The sequence below is a fragment of the Actinosynnema sp. NPDC050801 genome (assembly GCF_040673975.1).
GTDB lineage: Bacteria > Actinomycetota > Actinomycetes > Mycobacteriales > Pseudonocardiaceae > Actinosynnema.
In genome coordinates, this window is record NZ_JBFAQZ010000007.1 from 270,372 (window position 1) to 285,920 (window position 15,549).

17 protein-coding genes are annotated in these 15,549 nt (G+C 72.2%); 14 read left to right on the top strand and 3 right to left on the bottom strand.

What is annotated here, in order from left to right:
• The first annotated feature begins 94 nt into the window (after positions 1-94).
• The 12 genes from AB0K14_RS18565 (at position 95) to AB0K14_RS18620 (ending at position 10,712) form a co-directional block, all read left to right on the top strand.
• Positions 95-1,297, top strand: coding sequence for an ATP-binding protein (locus AB0K14_RS18565; RefSeq protein WP_360452622.1), 1,203 nt, complete (start codon positions 95-97; stop codon positions 1,295-1,297).
• A complete protein-coding gene (locus AB0K14_RS18570) occupies positions 1,294-1,974 on the top strand; it encodes a response regulator transcription factor (protein WP_230566366.1) in 681 nt (226 codons plus the stop codon). The genes AB0K14_RS18565 and AB0K14_RS18570 overlap by 4 nt, the downstream gene beginning before the upstream one ends.
• Positions 1,975-2,001: 27 nt before the next feature.
• On the top strand, positions 2,002-3,012 hold the full coding sequence (locus AB0K14_RS18575; protein ID WP_360452625.1) for a Ppx/GppA phosphatase family protein: 1,011 nt from the start codon (positions 2,002-2,004) through the stop codon (positions 3,010-3,012).
• Complete coding sequence (locus AB0K14_RS18580; protein WP_360452627.1) at positions 3,012-4,250, top strand: hypothetical protein; 1,239 nt, start codon at positions 3,012-3,014, stop codon at positions 4,248-4,250. The genes AB0K14_RS18575 and AB0K14_RS18580 overlap by 1 nt, the downstream gene beginning before the upstream one ends.
• On the top strand, positions 4,247-5,032 hold the full coding sequence (locus AB0K14_RS18585; protein ID WP_360452629.1) for a sugar phosphate isomerase/epimerase family protein: 786 nt from the start codon (positions 4,247-4,249) through the stop codon (positions 5,030-5,032). Before AB0K14_RS18580 ends, AB0K14_RS18585 begins: the two co-directional genes overlap by 4 nt.
• A 165-nt stretch (positions 5,033-5,197) precedes the next feature.
• Positions 5,198-6,118: a proline dehydrogenase family protein gene (locus tag AB0K14_RS18590; protein WP_360452631.1), complete on the top strand. Its 921-nt coding sequence runs from the start codon at positions 5,198-5,200 to the stop codon at positions 6,116-6,118.
• 8 nt (positions 6,119-6,126) lie between these two features.
• Positions 6,127-6,933: a thioesterase family protein gene (locus AB0K14_RS18595; protein WP_360452633.1), complete on the top strand. Its 807-nt coding sequence runs from the start codon at positions 6,127-6,129 to the stop codon at positions 6,931-6,933.
• A gap of 120 nt (positions 6,934-7,053) precedes the next feature.
• Positions 7,054-7,866, top strand: coding sequence for a pyrroline-5-carboxylate reductase (gene proC, locus AB0K14_RS18600; RefSeq protein WP_360452635.1), 813 nt, complete (start codon positions 7,054-7,056; stop codon positions 7,864-7,866).
• A gap of 120 nt (positions 7,867-7,986) precedes the next feature.
• Entirely contained in the window at positions 7,987-8,190 is a 204-nt protein-coding gene (locus AB0K14_RS18605) for a helix-turn-helix domain-containing protein (protein ID WP_053722699.1), read from the top strand.
• A 122-nt stretch (positions 8,191-8,312) separates the two neighbouring features.
• Entirely contained in the window at positions 8,313-8,414 is a 102-nt protein-coding gene (locus AB0K14_RS18610; RefSeq protein WP_015105422.1) for an AURKAIP1/COX24 domain-containing protein, read from the top strand.
• A 227-nt stretch (positions 8,415-8,641) separates the two neighbouring features.
• Positions 8,642-9,679: an NAD-dependent epimerase/dehydratase family protein gene (locus tag AB0K14_RS18615; RefSeq protein WP_360452638.1), complete on the top strand. Its 1,038-nt coding sequence runs from the start codon at positions 8,642-8,644 to the stop codon at positions 9,677-9,679.
• Positions 9,680-9,731: 52 nt separating this feature from the next.
• Positions 9,732-10,712 (top strand): lysophospholipid acyltransferase family protein, encoded by a 981-nt coding sequence (locus tag AB0K14_RS18620; protein WP_360452640.1) that lies wholly within the window; start codon positions 9,732-9,734, stop codon positions 10,710-10,712.
• A gap of 21 nt (positions 10,713-10,733) precedes the next feature.
• Here AB0K14_RS18620 and AB0K14_RS18625 read toward each other — a convergent pair whose 3' ends face one another.
• From AB0K14_RS18625 to AB0K14_RS18635, 3 genes are all read right to left on the bottom strand, one after another.
• Positions 10,734-11,621, bottom strand: coding sequence for an HAD-IB family hydrolase (locus AB0K14_RS18625; RefSeq protein WP_360452642.1), 888 nt, complete (start codon positions 11,619-11,621; stop codon positions 10,734-10,736).
• A 39-nt stretch (positions 11,622-11,660) separates the two neighbouring features.
• On the bottom strand, positions 11,661-12,743 hold the full coding sequence (locus tag AB0K14_RS18630; protein ID WP_360452644.1) for a DUF5667 domain-containing protein: 1,083 nt from the start codon (positions 12,741-12,743) through the stop codon (positions 11,661-11,663).
• A 103-nt stretch (positions 12,744-12,846) separates the two neighbouring features.
• Positions 12,847-13,500, bottom strand: a complete 654-nt coding sequence (locus AB0K14_RS18635) for a sigma-70 family RNA polymerase sigma factor (RefSeq protein ID WP_360452646.1) — start codon at positions 13,498-13,500, stop codon at positions 12,847-12,849.
• Between the two features lie 171 nt (positions 13,501-13,671).
• Here AB0K14_RS18635 and AB0K14_RS18640 point away from each other — a divergent pair, with 171 nt between their 5' ends.
• Both AB0K14_RS18640 and AB0K14_RS18645 read left to right on the top strand, forming a co-directional pair.
• Positions 13,672-15,168 (top strand): AMP-binding protein, encoded by a 1,497-nt coding sequence (locus AB0K14_RS18640; RefSeq protein ID WP_360452648.1) that lies wholly within the window; start codon positions 13,672-13,674, stop codon positions 15,166-15,168.
• 5 nt (positions 15,169-15,173) lie between these two features.
• Positions 15,174-15,410 (top strand): glutaredoxin family protein, encoded by a 237-nt coding sequence (locus AB0K14_RS18645; protein ID WP_360452650.1) that lies wholly within the window; start codon positions 15,174-15,176, stop codon positions 15,408-15,410.
• The last annotated feature ends 139 nt before the right edge of the window (positions 15,411-15,549 follow it).

The following is a 15,549-nucleotide window of genomic DNA, read 5'->3' on the forward strand; positions in this document are numbered from 1 at the left end:
CCGGGAAAACATCGGTCCCGGACGGTGTCACGGGAGTCACGAACCACGCCTCGGTACTAGGCCACACCCGCCCTGACCTGCTTACGATGCGCTTGTGACCGCAACGGGTTACCTCGTCCTGTCGATCGGCGCTCTGCTGATCGGCGGCGGTGCGTTTCTCGCCGGACGGACTACCGCACGGGCCCGCGAGACGCGTCCCAAAGGCCTGACCGTCGCCGACCTCATGGCCAGGGTGGTGAACACCTCACCCAACGGCATCGCCGTGCTCAACGGCTTCGGTGACGTCGTGCTCCACAACACCCGCGCCGAGGAGCTGGGCGTGGTGCGCAACAACCGGGTCGACGACCGCGCCAGACGCGCCGCCGAGATGGCCCGCCGCAACGGTGGCGTGATCTCGGTCGACCTGTCCTCGCTGGAGGTCATCAAGGGCCGCCAGCCGCAGGCCGTGCACGCCGCGGTCAAGGTGCTCACCGAGGGCTTCGTCGTGGTCGACGCCTCCGACGAGTCCGAGTCGGTGCGGCTGGAGGCGACCAGGCGCGACTTCGTGGCCAACGTCAGCCACGAGCTCAAGACCCCGGTCGGCGCGCTCGCGCTGCTGGCCGAGGCGGTGCTGGACGCCGCGGACGACCAGGAGGAGGTCCGTCGGTTCAGCGCCAAGATCATGCAGGAGGCCACCCGGCTGGGCACCCTGGTCACCGAGCTGATCGCGCTGTCGCGGTTGCAGGGCGCGGAGAAGCTGCCGGAGCTCAGCCGCGTCGAGGTCGACGTGGTCATCGACGAGGCGATGAGCCGGTCCAGGCTGGCCGCCGAGTCCGCGGGCATCGAGATCTCCACCGACCCGCCAAGCGGCCTGGAGGTCGAGGGCGACCGGACACTGCTGGTCACCGCGTTGAGCAACCTGCTCGACAACGCGGTCGCGTACTCGCCGCCGGGCAGCCCCGTGTCGGTCAGCCGCAAGTCGGCCGACGACGGTTTCATCGAGATCGCGGTCACCGACCGCGGCATCGGCATCGCCGAGGACCAGCAGACCCGCGTGTTCGAGCGCTTCTACCGGGTCGACAAGGCCCGGTCGCGCGCCACCGGCGGCACCGGCCTCGGCCTGGCGATCGTCAAGCACGTCGCCAACAACCACGGCGGCGAGGTGAGGCTGTGGAGCCTGCCCGGCACCGGCTCCACGTTCACCTTGCGCATCCCGGCCCATCCCGACCAGGACGAGCCGACGCAGGACCTGCCCCAGCAGGAGCTGGCGAGCCCCGTGCCGAGCGGCGCGGGCAGCAACCACGGAGGAGAGCTGTGACCAGGGTGCTCATCGTGGAGGACGAGGAGTCCTTCGCCGATCCGCTCGCCTTCCTGCTGCGCAAGGAGGGCTTCACCGCGGCGCTCGCGGCCACCGGCCAGGAGGCGTTGGAGGAGTTCGACCGCAACGGCGCCGACATCGTGCTGCTCGACCTCATGCTCCCCGGGATGAGCGGCACCGACGTGTGCAAGCAGTTGCGCGCCCGCTCCGCCGTGCCGGTGATCATGGTGACCGCGCGGGACAGCGAGATCGACAAGGTCGTCGGCCTGGAGCTGGGCGCGGACGACTACGTCACCAAGCCGTACTCGGCGCGCGAGCTGATCGCCCGCATCCGCGCCGTGCTGCGCCGCGGCGGCGAGTCCGAGGAGCTGTTGCCGCAGGTCCTGGAGGCCGGGCCGGTGCGGATGGACGTCGAGCGGCACGTGGTGACCGTGGACGGCGGCGAGGTGAGCCTCCCGCTCAAGGAGTTCGACCTCCTGGAGTACCTGCTGCGCAACGTCGGCCGGGTGTTGACCCGCGGCCAACTGATCGACCGGGTGTGGGGCGCGGACTACGTCGGCGACACCAAAACCCTGGACGTGCACGTCAAGCGGCTGCGCTCGAAGATCGAGCCCGACCCGTCGGCGCCGCGCCACCTGGTCACCGTGCGCGGACTGGGATACAAGTTCGAATCCTGATCATCCCGACCAGGTACGGTGCACCGCGTGCGCCTAGGGGTGCTTGATGTCGGGTCCAACACCGTCCACCTCTTGGTGGTGGACGCTCATCGGGGTGCCCACCCGACGCCGATGAGTTCCGAGAAGTCCGTGCTGCGGCTCGCCGAGCAGCTGGACGGCTCCGGGATGCTCGGCCGCGAGGGCGCCGACCAGCTGGTGCGCACCGTCGCCGCGTCCAAGGCGGCGGCGGAGCGACTGGGCTGCGAGGACCTGATGGCGTTCGCGACGTCCGCGGTGCGCGAGGCGGGCAACTCGGCCGAAGTGCTGGACCGGGTCCGCGGCGAGACCGGCGTCGACCTGCAGGTGCTGACCGGCGAGGACGAGGCGCGGTACACGTTCCTCGCGGTGCGCCGCTGGTACGGCTGGTCGGCGGGCAGGCTGCTGAGCCTGGACATCGGCGGCGGGTCGCTGGAGCTGGCGGTCGGCGTGGACGAGGAGCCGGAGGAGGCGTTCTCGGTGCCGCTCGGCGCGGGCAGGCTGACCCGGACCCGGTTCCGCAACGACCCGCCGAGCCGGACCGAGGTGCGCGAGACGACCGAGTGGCTGGCCGAGCAGCTGTCGCCGGTGGTGAAGAAGATCCGCCGAGTGGGTACCCCCGATCGAGTGGTCGCCACGTCGAAGACGTTCCGCACGCTGGCCCGGCTGACCGGCGCGGCGCCGTCGTCGGCCGGTCCGCGGGCGCGGCGCGTGCTCACCGACGCGGGCCTGCGGCAGCTCATCGCGTTCATCTCCCGGATGTCCGCGGCGGACCTGGCCGAGCTCGAAGGGGTGAGCGCCAGCCGTGCCCACCAGTTGGTGGCGGGTGCTCTGGTGGCCGAGGCCACGATGCGAGCCCTGTCACTCGGCGAGCTGGAGATTTGTCCCTGGGCACTGCGGGAAGGTGTCATCCTGCGTCGGCTGGACCACACTAATGGCTCGGACCTGACCACCCCGCCGGACCGCACCCGCCGGACGGGTGACACTGGACGGACTGGCCGCCACGGGGCACGGTGGAGTTGATGAGTCGAGAGAGCGAGTCGGAGCAGACCCAGCGCACCGTCGCGGAGTTGCTCGCCCAGTACGGCGGGGGCTCCGGCGAGGTGACGCCGCGTCGGCGACGGCGCCGTGCCGAAGAGGCCTCGGACACCGCTCCGCAGGCCATCATCGACCGGATCAACTCCGACAGCGGCAGCATGCTGCCGGTCCGCGACGAGCCCGAGCCCGCCGCGCCCCCGCTGCCGCAGCGGCAGCGCTCCGTCGAGGCCGAGCGCACGGCCTACCAGCCGCCGATCGCGCCGCCCCCGGTGTCCCGGCCGAAGCCGTCGGCGCTGCGCCCCGAACCGCCGGCGCCGCCCAGGCCGGAGCCGGGATCGCGGTCGGACGTGCCCCGGCCGGACGTGTCGCGGCTGGAGCCGCCGAAGGTCGAGTCCGGGCGCAGACGGGCGCCCGACGTCGACCCGGCCGAGGAAACCAGGGTCGTGCCGCCGATCGTGGCCGACTACCAGGGCGAGCCGTCCCGGCCCAACCTGCCGAAACCGCCGGTCAAGCCCGAGCAGTCGCGCTCGAACCTGGTGCGCCCGGTGCCGCCCGGCGCGCCGCCCGCGGTGAAGCCGCCGGGGGCGACTCCTCCCGGGTTGGGCCAGCCCGTTCGCGAGCCGGTGACCGAGGTGATGCCGCGCATCACCGACAAGCTCACGCCGAACGTGCCGCTGGAGTCGTTGCCGACCGAGTCGGTGCTGATCGTGCCGCCCGCGCCCCCCCGGCTGCCCGAGCCGCTGCCCGACCAGTCCGCCGAGGACTGGTTCGGCGACGACGAGCCCGAAGAGGTCGTGGAGCAGGAGAGCACCGCGTTCCACCCGTACGTCGACCTCGACGAGGAAGACGAGGACGACGACTACTCGCGCCGCGACTTCAAGCGCCGCGACCTGGACGACGACGAGCCCGCCGGGCTGGCCGACATCGACGACGAGGACGACGAACGCCCCGCCGAACGCTCGGCGGGCAAGGAGTGGCTGGTCATGCTCGGCCAGCTCGCGGTCGGCGTGATCGGCGGCGCGGCGCTGTGGCTGGGCTTCAACTTCCTGTGGCGCACGGCCGCGCCCGCCGCGCTGGTGGTGGCGCTGGCGGTGACGGTCGGCCTGGTGATGATGGTCCGCAAGATCCGCCGTGCGGACGACCTCCAGACGACCGTGCTGGCGGTGTTGGTGGGGTTGATCGTGACGGTGTCGCCTGCGGCGATGCTGCTGGTGAACTCTTGATCCCGGTCGGCCTGTCCACCGCGGCCGTCTGGCCGCAACCGGCGGGTGCCGCGTTCGAGGCGGCGGCGGAGCTGGGCTACGACGGCGTCGAGGTCATGGTGTGGGCCGACCCGGTGAGCCAGGACGTGCGGGCGGTGGACCGGCTGTCGAAGCGCTACGGGGTGCCGGTGCTGGCCGTGCACGCGCCGTGCCTGCTGATCAGCCAGCGGGTGTGGTCGCCCGACCCGTCCGAGCGGTTGCGGCGCAGCGTCCAGGCGGCCGTCGACCTGGGTGCGCGGACGGTCGTGCTGCACCCGCCGTTCGCGTGGCAGCGGCGGTACGCGGACGGGTTCGCCGACCTGGTCGCGTCGTTGGAGGACGCCAGCGGCGTCGCCATCGCGGTGGAGAACATGTTCCCGGTGCGCCGGCCGCTCGGGCGGGGGCGGTCGGTGCAGGTGACGGCGTTCCGGCCGTCGATCGACCCGACCGACGTGGGTCACCGGAACTACACGCTGGACCTGTCGCACGCCTCGGCCGCGCACGTGGACGCGATGGAGCTGGCCAAGCGCATGGGCGACGGGCTGACCCACGTGCACCTGGCCGACGGTTCCGGCTTGCCGAAGGACGAGCACCTGGTGCCCGGCCGCGGCACCCAGCCGTGCGCCGAGCTGCTGGCCCACCTGATCCGCACCGGCTTCACCGGCCAGGTCGTGCTGGAGATCAACACCCGCCGCGCCCGCACGGCCGCCGAACGCGTCGAACTCCTAGCCGAATCCCTCCTCTTCGCCCGCCTCCACCTCTGACCCGGGCTCCACCTCCACCACCAGCGTGTCCTACCTCCAGAACGCGCGTGTCCTACGTTCGCGTCGCGCGTGTCCTACGTCCAGGACCCCCGAGTTCAACGCTCAGGCGACCGGCGTGTGAACTCGCACCCGCTCCCGCGCCCGTCAGCGGCTAGGGTCTTGATCGTGAACCCGTTGCGCACGTTGATCCTCGCCGCCGCGGGCAACGACGCGGTGCGCCGGGTCGTCGCGACCGCCCCCGTCAGCCGTGACGTGGTGCGCCGGTTCGTGGCGGGAGAGACCACCGCGGACGCGATCGACGCGACCGGACGGCTCATCGGCGACGGCCTGCGCGTCACCCTCGACCACCTCGGCGAGGACACCACCGACCGCGCCACCGCCGAACGCACCGTGCGCGCGTACCTGGACCTGCTCGACCAGCTGCACGACGGCGGCCTCGCCCCGGACGCCGAGGTCAGCGTGAAGCTGTCCGCCGTCGGCCTGGCCCTCGACGAGACGTTCGCGCTGGACAACGCCTCCCGCATCTGCGCCGCCGCCGAGCAGGCGAACACCACGGTCACCCTCGACATGGAGGACCACACCACCACCGACGCCACCCTGCGCGTGCTCGCCGAACTGCGCCGCCACTGGCCGTCGACCGGTGCGGTGCTCCAGGCGTACCTGCGCCGCACCCTGGACGACGTCCGCGAGCTCGCGGGCACGCGCGTCCGGCTGTGCAAGGGCGCGTACGCCGAACCGGCTTCGGTGGCCTACGACGACCCGCACGAGGTCGACCTCAACTACGTGCGCTGCGCCAACGTCCTGCTGGCCGGCTCCGGTTACCCGATGTTCGCCACCCACGACCCGCGCCTGATCGAGATCGTCTCCGAACGCGCCCGCTGGTACGGCAAGTCGGTCGACGACTTCGAGTTCCAGCTCCTCTACGGCGTCCGGCCGGGCGAGCAGCAGCACCTCGCCGCCGAGGGGCACGTCGTGCGGGTGTACGTGCCGTTCGGCGAGCAGTGGTACGGGTACCTGATGCGCCGGCTCGCCGAGCGGCCGGCCAACGTCGCGTTCTTCCTGCGCTCGCTGGTAAGCCGTTCGTGAGGAGCCCTGTGTCCTTCTCGCTAGCCAGTGCGGTCCGCCCCCTGGGCGACGGCACGTACACCGCCTCCCTGCCCGCGGAGTGGACCGTCGGTCCCAAGCCGCACGGCGGGTTCCTGCTGGCCCTGGTCTCACGGGCGGCGGTGGACAGCGCGCGGGCGGTCGTGCCGGGCGCCGACGACCTGGCGCCGCTGGCGGTGAGCACGCAGTTCCTGCGCGCGCCCGAGGTGGGGCCGGTGCTGCTGCGGACGCAGGTGCGCAAGGCGGGGCGGACGGCGACCGTGGTGACGTCGACGTTGGAGCAGCGCGGGCGCAGCTGCGTGGAGGCGGTGGTGACGGTCGGGCGGATGCCGACGGCCGCGCCGGACTACGTAGACCTGCCCGACATGCCCGCCGCGCCGCCCGCGGACGCGATCGACCTCGCGTCCATGGGGTCAGGCGGGGTGTACAAGCTCGGCGCGGTGTGCGACGTGCGGCTGGACCAGGCGGGCGCGGGGTTCCTGACCGGGCGGGTGGGTGACCCGCTGGTGCTGCGGCTGTGGGTGCGTCCGCTGGGTGAGCGGCCGGACCCGTACTTCGCGCTGATCGCGGGGGACGTCTCGATGCCGGTGACGTTCAACCTGGGCCGGTTCGGGTGGTCGCCGACCGTGCAGCTGACCGCGTTGCTGCGGGCGAACCCGGCGCCGGGGTGGCTGCGCGTGCGGGTGTCGTGCAGCGCGGTGCACGGGCAGTGGTTCGACGAGGACGCCGTGGTGATCGACTCCGCCGGGCGGCTGGTGTGCCAGGCGCGTCAGCTGGCGTTGACGCCGGCCACGTGACCCGAGCGTTGAACTCGGGGGTCCTGAGCGTAGGACACGCGCGTTCTGGAGGTGGGACACGCCGGTGGTGGGGGTGGGACCTGGGGTGTTGGGGTGGGGAGGTCGTGGCAGGCTTGGCGCATGACGACCATCGCCGTGTTGGGTGCCGGAAAGATCGGCGAAGCGCTGCTGTCGGGGCTGTTGCAGGGTGGGCGCAAGGCCGATGAGCTGCTGTTCACCGAGAAGCACCCGGAACGGGCCACCGCGCTGACCGAGCGGTACGGCGTGGAGGGGCTCGACGTGCCCGGCGCCGCCCAGCGGGCCGACGTGCTCGTGGTCGCGGTCAAGCCGCAGGACATCGAACCGCTGCTGGACGAGCTGGCCCCCGTGCTCAAGCCGGGCACGCTGGTGGTCTCGCTGTGCGCCGGCCTGCCGACGTCGCTGTACGAGCGCAGGCTCCCCGACAGCACCCCCGTGGTCCGGGTCATGCCGAACACCCCGATGGTCGTCGGCGAGGCGATGAGCGCCATCTCGGCGGGCAAGTACGCCACCGACGAGCACCTGAACCTGGTCGAGCAGCTGCTGGGCACGGTCGGCAAGGTCGCCCGCGTCCCGGAGAGCCAGCAGGACGCCGTCACCGCGCTGTCCGGCTCCGGTCCCGCCTACTTCTTCTACCTGGTCGAAGCCATGATCGACGCGGGCATCCTGCTCGGCATCCCGCGCGACCTGGCCGGCCGGCTGATCATCCAGTCGGCGGTCGGCGCGGCCACCATGCTGAACGAGGGCGACCAGCACCCGGTCATCCTCCGCGAGGCCGTCACGTCACCCGCCGGCACCACCATCATGGCCATCCGCGAGCTGGAGAAGCACGGCGTGCGCGCGGCGATGCTGGCGGCCATCGAGGCGGCGCGCGACCGTTCGGTGGAACTGGGACGCGACCACGAGGCGGACTGATACCGCCATTGGCCGTCGCACCAGTCCCACGCGTCCCGTTACTCTCAAGGGAGCACGTGCGTGTCGAACCGTCGGTGGGGAAGCCGACGGCACGACGCGTGTCGAAGGACGCGGTGATCCATGCCTGCGGAGGAGAAGTCGCTCGGTCAAGTCAGATTCATGACGGTCGCCGAGGTCGCGCTGATGATGCGCGTGTCGAAGATGACGGTGTACCGCCTGGTCCACTCCGGTGAGCTGACGGCGGTGCGCGTGGGCAAGTCGTTCAGAGTGCCGGAGAAGGCGGTGCACGAGTACCTGCGCAACGCCTACTTCGACGCCGGGTGAGGGTGCGCTCGGACGAGCGGGTAAAGTGATAGGCCGTTCGTGCCTGGTGTCGGCGCGCCCACTTGACGGGTGTCTCCACCGGCGCGTGGAGACCACCAACGTCTAGTAGTGAAGGAACCCGCATGGGCTCGGTCATCAAGAAGCGCCGCAAGCGCATGTCGAAGAAGAAGCACCGCAAGTTGCTGCGCAAGACGCGGGTCCAGCGCAGGAAGCGCGGCAAGTAACCCCAGCGGGTTCTAGCACCGCCAGTCCCCGGCGAGTAGGCCGCGGGACTGGCGGTGTCTTCGTTCCGGGGGACGACCGCCGTCCCGCCATCCGGGTGATTCACCGGTAACGCCCTCGTGACCTGCGTCAAGAGGTCGTTCCGCGGCCGATCGCCCGGCCGGTTCCCGGCTAGCATCGTCGAGTCGCACCACCCGCACCGAGTCGCACCACCCGCACAGGGAGTCGCATGGCGCCCAAGGTCGTTCTCGTCACCGGTTGCAGCCGCTACCTCGGCGGTCACCTCGCCGCGCGCTTCGCGGCGAACCCGGACGTCGACCGGGTGCTCGGCGTGGACACCGAGCCGCCGTCGCGCGACCTGCTGCGCCGGATGGGCCGCGCCGAGTTCGTGCGCGCCGACATCCGCAACCCCCTCATCGCGAAGGTCATCGCCACCGCGCACGTCGACACGGTCGTGCACGCGTCGGTGACGGCGAACCCGGCCGGACCGGCGGGCCGCACCGCGATGAAGGAGATGAACGTCATCGGCACGATGCAGCTGCTGGCCGCGTGCCAGAAGTCGCCGCACGTGCGCAAGCTGGTGGTGAAGTCGACCAGCGCGGTGTACGGGTCGAGCTCGCGCGACCCGGCGGTGTTCACCGAGGACATGGGCCCCAAGGACCTGCCCTCCAGCGGCTACGCCAAGGACGCCGTCGAGGTCGAGGGGTACGTGCGCGGCTTCGCCCGGCGCCGGCCGGACGTGGACGTCACCGCGCTGAGGTTCACCAACTTCATCGGCCCCCGCATCGACACGGTGCTGACCAGGTACTTCGCCCTGCCGGTCGTGCCGACCGTGCTGGGTTACGACGCCAGGGTGCAGTTGCTGCACTCCGAGGACGCGCTGGCGGTGCTGGAGCGCGCCACGCTGCACGACCTGCCCGGCGTCTACAACGTGGGCGGTGACGGCGTGCTGATGCTGTCGCAGGCCATCCGCCGCGCGGGCCGGATCAGCCTGCCGGTGCCGAGCGGGGCGGTGCCCACGATGGGCCGGTTCTTCCGCGGCGCGCGGCTGGTGGACTTCTCGCCGGACCAGATGAGGTTCCTGAACTGGGGCCGGGTGGTGGACACGACGCTGCTGAAGCAGGAGTTCGGCTTCACCCCGAGGTGGACCACCCAGCAGGCGTTCGACGACTACGTGAGCGGGCGCGCCCTGCGGCCGCTGGTCGGCCCGGGACTGGTGGCGTCGGTCGAGCGGGGCGTGCTCGACCTGGCCGCCAGGTTCCGCTGATCCCCCCAGAGCCCGCCGGCGCGGTCGGCGATCAGATCGAGGAGGTGGACACGTGGCAGAGGCACGGGTGATCCCGCTGCACGGTGCGGACCGGGAGGCTCCCCGACGACGGCGCGGTGCACACCCCGCGGCCGGACCGGTTCCCGTGCCCGACCCGCCGGCGCCGCAGGCCGCCGCGGTGCCGGAGGCGACGGGCTGGGAGCACCGGCTGGCCGACCTGCTCGCGTTCGCCCGCAGGCGCATCCAGGGCGACTACGAGGTGGACGAGTTCGGCTTCGACCCGGACCTCACCGACAACGTGCTGATGCCGCCGCTCAAGCCGCTGTACGAGAAGTGGTTCCGGGTGGAGACGATCGGCATGCACAACGTGCCGGGCGAGGGCGGCGCGCTGATCGTCGCCAACCACTCCGGCACGCTGCCGCTGGACGCCACGATGACCGCGTTCGCGATGCGCGCGGACCACCCGAAGCGCCGCCACCTGCGGATGCTGGGCGCGGACCTGGTGTTCAAGACGCCGGTGCTGGGCGCGTTGGCGCGCAAGTCGGGGCAGACGCTCGCGTGCAACCCGGACGCGGAACGGCTGCTCACCTCCGGTGAGCTGGTCGGCGTGTGGCCGGAGGGCTTCAAGGGCATCGGGAAGCCGTTCAAGGACCGGTACAAGCTCCAGCGGTTCGGGCGGGGCGGGTTCGTCTCGGCGGCGTTGAACACCGGTGTGCCGATCATCCCGTGCTCGATCGTGGGCGCCGAGGAGATCTACCCGAAGATCGGCGACATCAAGGCGCTGGCCAGGCTGTTCGGCTTCCCCTACTTCCCGGTGACGCCGTTCTTCCCGCTGCTGGGCCCGCTGGGCGCGATCCCGCTGCCCTCGAAGTGGTACATCGAGTTCGGCGAGCCGATCCGGACCGACGTCTACGGCGAGCACGCCGCCGACGACCCGATGCTGGTGTTCAACCTGACCGACCAGGTGCGGGAGACGATCCAGCAGACCCTGTACCGGCTGCTCACGCAGCGCCGGAACGTCTTCCTGGGCTGAGCGGGTCACCGTCCGCCGGCGTCAGCGGTCGCGGCGGCGGTAGGCCAGGGTGGCGGCGACCGCGCCGGCCAGGGCGCCCGCGCCCAGTACGGACGGGACGCCGATCTTCGCCGCCTTGCGGCCGGTGCGGAAGTCGCGGATCTCCCAGCCGCGCTTGCGGGCCGTCTCGCGCAGGCCGGAGTCCGGGTTCACCGCGACCGCCGTGCCGACGACCGACAGCATCGGCACGTCGTTCACCGAGTCCGAGTACGCCGTGCACCGCCGCAGGTCGAGGCCCTCCCTGGCGGCCAGGGCCCGCACCGCGTGCGCCTTCGCCCGGCCGTGCAGCAGGTCACCGACCAACCGGCCGGTGTAGATGCCGTCCGTGCTCTCCGACACCGTGCCGAGCGCACCGGTCAGGCCCAACCTCCGGGCGATGATCTGCGCCAGCTCCACCGGCGTCGCGGTCACCAGCCACACCCGCTGACCGGCGTCCAGGTGCATCTGCGCCAACGCCTGGGTGCCCGCCCAGATCCGGTCGGCCATGAGCTCGTCGTAGATCTCCTCGCCCAGCGAGACGAGCTCCGCCACCGACCGGCCGGCCACGAACGACAGCGCCTGCTCGCGTGACGCCGCCACGCTCTGCGGGTCCTCCCGGCCGCCGACGCGGAACTTGAGCTGCTGCCAGGCGAACCCGGCGAGGTCGGAGTTCTTGAAGTACTTGCGCGCCGCGAGGCCGCGGGCGAAGTGGAAGATCGACGCGCCCATCATCATCGTGTTGTCGACGTCGAAGAAGGCGGCGGCGGTGAGGTCGGTGGTCGCGCTCCCGGACGGCCCGACGGTCAGCGCGGCCTCGGCCGAAGCCGCACCGGCCAGCGCGGCGAGCCTCTCCCGCTCGGCCGAGCTCTCCACCACACGCCTTTTCACCACGTCAGCGCCTCCCGCGGTCCGATGGGGACAGGGTAGCGATCAGCCGCCGAGGCCGGGCAGCGGCAGCGACGGGAGGGTCAACGTGGGCAGCGGGAGCAGCGGACCGCCGGTCGTGGTGGGCGGTGTGGGCGGCGTCGGCGTCGGCGCGTTCCCCGTGACGCCGCCGCCCGGTGTGCCGGTGGTGCCGGGCGCGTTGCCCGGCGTGGTGAGGACGGCGGCGGTCGTCGGCGGTACGGACGGCGCGGCGCTCGGCGACGTGCCCGGTTCGGCGGGCCGCGCCGCGCACTCGCCCTCGGCGGGCACCGGCCCGACCTGGTCGACGTGCCCCGACGTCACGGGCACGCAGTCCACCCGGGCGAGCAGCGCGGCCGCCCGTCCGGCGATCCGGTCGAGCAGGTCGAGCGACGCACCCGCCCGGTCGACGGCCTCGGCGGGCAGCGACGCGCGCACCTCGGCCAACCGGGTCGCCTGCGAGGTGGCCCAGTCGCGCAGGTCCTCCAGGGCGCGCTGGTCCGAGTTCGAGCCGAGCGCGGTCAGCACGCGGGAACCGGCCGCGGCGTCGGCGTCGAAGTCGGTCAGCGCGGTCAGGTAGCCGCCGAGCGGTCCGCCACCGGACTCGCGGTACCGGTCGACCAGCGTCTCCAGCTCGGCGACGCGCGCGGCGGCGAACTCCAGGCGCTTCTGGCCCTTCGACTCCTCGCCGAAGGTGAGGCCGAGCGAGGCGGACTCGGCGGTGCGCTTGACGCCGTACAGCGCGTCGCCCGGCAGCGCGTCCCGGCTGAGCAGCAGGCTCATCCCGGCCAGCGAGAACAGCAGGCACAGCGCCGCGGCGAGGGCCACCGCTAATCGGCCGCGCGCGCCGGTGCGACGTTCCCGCACGGGTCGGTGGAGCTTGGTGGGCGGCGGCTCGGCCGCGCCGAGCACCCTGGCCCGCATCCGCGCCTTGGCGGCCTCGTCGGGGCCTGCCGTGACTGCGGCTTTCCGCAGCAGTGCCACGACGGCCAGCTCGTCGGCGACGTCCTCGCCGTCACCGGGCGCGGCGTCGGGATGCGCGTCGACCGCGCGGGCGAACTGCTCGCGCTGCCTGTGACGCCATAGTGGCGTGATCCCTCTGCCTACCATCCCGCGTGGCCAACCATCCCGCACCGTCTCGAACGTTCCTGCCCCGAACAACGAACCGGGAGGTCCCGGGGTTACGCGGGCGACGAGTGGTGCGACGGTGATCTCACCGCAGCCACGTGGGCAGCAGTTGGGCCAACCGGCGCACCGCTCGGTGCTGCAGGGCCTTGATGGCGCCCTCGTTGCGCCCCATCTTCGCGGCCGTCTCGGCCACCGACAAGCCCTCGATGAAGCGGAACGTGATGCAGTCGCGTTGATCGTCACCCAGTTGGGCTACACAGCGGAGCAGTTCGGCGTTGGCCGCGCCGGTCAGCACTTCCTGTTCGGGACCGTCCGTGACCTCGCGGTTGTCCGTGAGCTCGGCGGTCGTGACCTCCAGCCGGTAGCGGCTGGACTTCACGTGGTCGAACACGATGTTGCGCGCGATCGTGACGAACCAGGCGCCGACGTCGCGGCCCTGGTAGCTGATGGACCCGATGCTGCGCAGCGCGCGGAGGAACGTCTCGCTGGTGACGTCCTCGGCCAGCGTGCGGTCGCCCACGCGGAACAGCACGTACCGGTACACCACGTCGACGTACCGGTCGTAGAGCGCGCCGAACGCGTCCGTGTCGCCGCCCTGAGCGGCGCGGACCAGGTTCCACGGCTCTTCGGCCGCGTTGCTCTCCACGCTCTCGATCGTGCTGGACTGCCCTCCCGCACTCCACCTCGAGCGGAGCGAACGGATGGTTCGGACGGAGTTCTCGCGTGCCCGTGCGGTCATCGGCTCGCGGCACCTCCACAGAGTCGCCGTGCCGGCAGCATACGTGTTGTTACTCCGTAGTAGGTAGCGGCAAGTGGTCTCGAATCTGCGACGCGGATGGAGTCGGTGCATGACGCCGTCCGCGCGTGACAGACTGCGCAGAGGTCCGCCGTGGTTCACCAGGAGGTCGCGTTGACCGCTTCCGCAAGCAACATCGCCGACCTGGTTCGCGCCTCCGCGCACCGTGGACCCAAGCACGTCGCACTGGTCGATGTCACTGCCTCCGACGGAGTCGGGGACGAGGCGGGCGTGCGCAGTTGCACGTGGGCCGAGTTCGACGCCGCCGTGGACGGCGAGGCGCACCGGCTGGTCGCGGCGGGCGTCGAACCGGGCGACCGGGTCGTCGTGCGGCTGCCCACCGGCATCGCGTTCTGCGTCGCGGTGTTCGGTGTGCTGCGGGCCGGCGGCGTCCTCGTGCCCGCCGGACCGGGCCAGCCGACCCGCGAGCTCCAGCGCCTGGTCACCGACTGCGGCGCGAAGCTGCTCGTCGGCGACGGCGGTGAGGCGGACGTCGAGGTGCTGCCCGCGCCGACCTTGGACCCGGGCGAGGAGTTCACCGCCGTCGGCTCGGGCGAGGACCTGGCCGTGCTCGGCTACACCTCCGGCACGTCCGGCTCGCCGCGCGGCGCGATGCTGTCGCACCGGGCGCTGCTGGCCAACGTCGCGCAGTGCGCGTCCCTGCGGCCCGCACCGGTGACCGCGGGCGACCGGGTGCTGCTGGCGCTGCCGCTGTTCCACGTCTACGGGCTCGGTCCCGGCCTGCTCCAGGTGGCGGGCGCGGGCGCGACGGCCGTGCTGCTGGAGCGGTTCGACGCCGACCTGGCGTTGGCCGCCATCCGCGAGCACCGGGTGAGCACGCTGGTCGGCGTGCCGCCGATGTACGCGGCGATCCTGGCCCAGCCCGTCGAACGGCTGCGCGAGGACCTCGCCACGGTCCGCCTGTTCACCTCCGGCGCCGCACCGCTGTCGGCCGGCCTGCTCGGCGCCGTGCGCGACGCCGTGGGCCTGCCCGTCTACGAGGGCTACGGGCTGACCGAGACCGGGCCGGTGCTGACCACGACCCTGGCCGGCGGCGTGCCCAAGGCGGGTTCGGTCGGTCGGGCGCTGCCCGGCGTGCAGATCCGGCTGGTCGACACCGACGGCCGGCCGCTGGACCAGGACGAGGACGAGCCGGGCACCGGCCTGGTCGCGGCCAAGGGCGACAACCTGTTCAGCGGCTACTGGCCCGACGGCGCGCACGGGCCGGACGCGGAGGGCTGGTTCCGCACCGGTGACGTCGGCTACCTCGACGCCGACGGCGACCTGCACCTGGTGGACCGGGCGGGCGACCTGATCATCGTCAACGGCTTCAACGTCTACCCGCACGAGGTCGAGCAGGTGCTCGGCGAGCTGGACGGGGTGGCCGAGGCGGCGGCGGTCGGCGTGCCGGACGAGCGGACCGGCGAGTCGGTGAAGGTCGTGGTCGTGCCCAGCGAGGGCGCGGAGCTCACCGAGGACGCGGTGAAGGACCACTGCGCGGGGCGGCTGGCGAAGTTCAAGGTGCCGACCGTGGTCGAGTTCGCCACCACGCTGCCGCACTCGCCGACCGGCAAGCTGGCGCGAGCACGGCTGCGGCTACCCCTAGCCTGAACGGTGTGAGCCACCACGTCACCTTGATGAGCCGGGTCGACTGCCACGCCTGCGAGCAGGCCAAGACCGACCTGGAGCGGATCTGCGGCGAGCTGGGCGTGCCGTGGGACGTGCGCGACGTCGACTCCGACCGCGAGCTGCGCGCCGAGTACGGGGACCGGGTGCCGGTGATCCTGGTCGACGGCGAGGAGCACGGGTACTGGTCGGTCGAGGAGGACCGGTTGCGCGCCGCCCTGCGCTGACGTCCCCGCGCTGACGATCCCGCGCTGACGATCCCGCGCTGACGATCCCGCGCTGACGATCCCGCGCTGACGATCCCGCGCTGACGATCCCGCGCTGACGTCCCCTGGCCGACGACTCCGGGCCGACGATTACCGGCCG

Coding starts and splice junctions, on each gene's coding strand:
- AB0K14_RS18610 (WP_015105422.1), top strand. CDS start 8,313: ATGGGCTCGGTCATCAAGAAGCGCCGCAAGCGCATGTCGAAGAAGAAG.
- AB0K14_RS18580 (WP_360452627.1), top strand. CDS start 3,012: ATGAGTCGAGAGAGCGAGTCGGAGCAGACCCAGCGCACCGTCGCGGAG.
- AB0K14_RS18615 (WP_360452638.1), top strand. CDS start 8,642: ATGGCGCCCAAGGTCGTTCTCGTCACCGGTTGCAGCCGCTACCTCGGC.
- AB0K14_RS18635 (WP_360452646.1), bottom strand. CDS start 13,500: ATGACCGCACGGGCACGCGAGAACTCCGTCCGAACCATCCGTTCGCTC.
- proC (WP_360452635.1), top strand. CDS start 7,054: ATGACGACCATCGCCGTGTTGGGTGCCGGAAAGATCGGCGAAGCGCTG.
- AB0K14_RS18630 (WP_360452644.1), bottom strand. CDS start 12,743: ATGGTAGGCAGAGGGATCACGCCACTATGGCGTCACAGGCAGCGCGAG.
- AB0K14_RS18605 (WP_053722699.1), top strand. CDS start 7,987: ATGCCTGCGGAGGAGAAGTCGCTCGGTCAAGTCAGATTCATGACGGTC.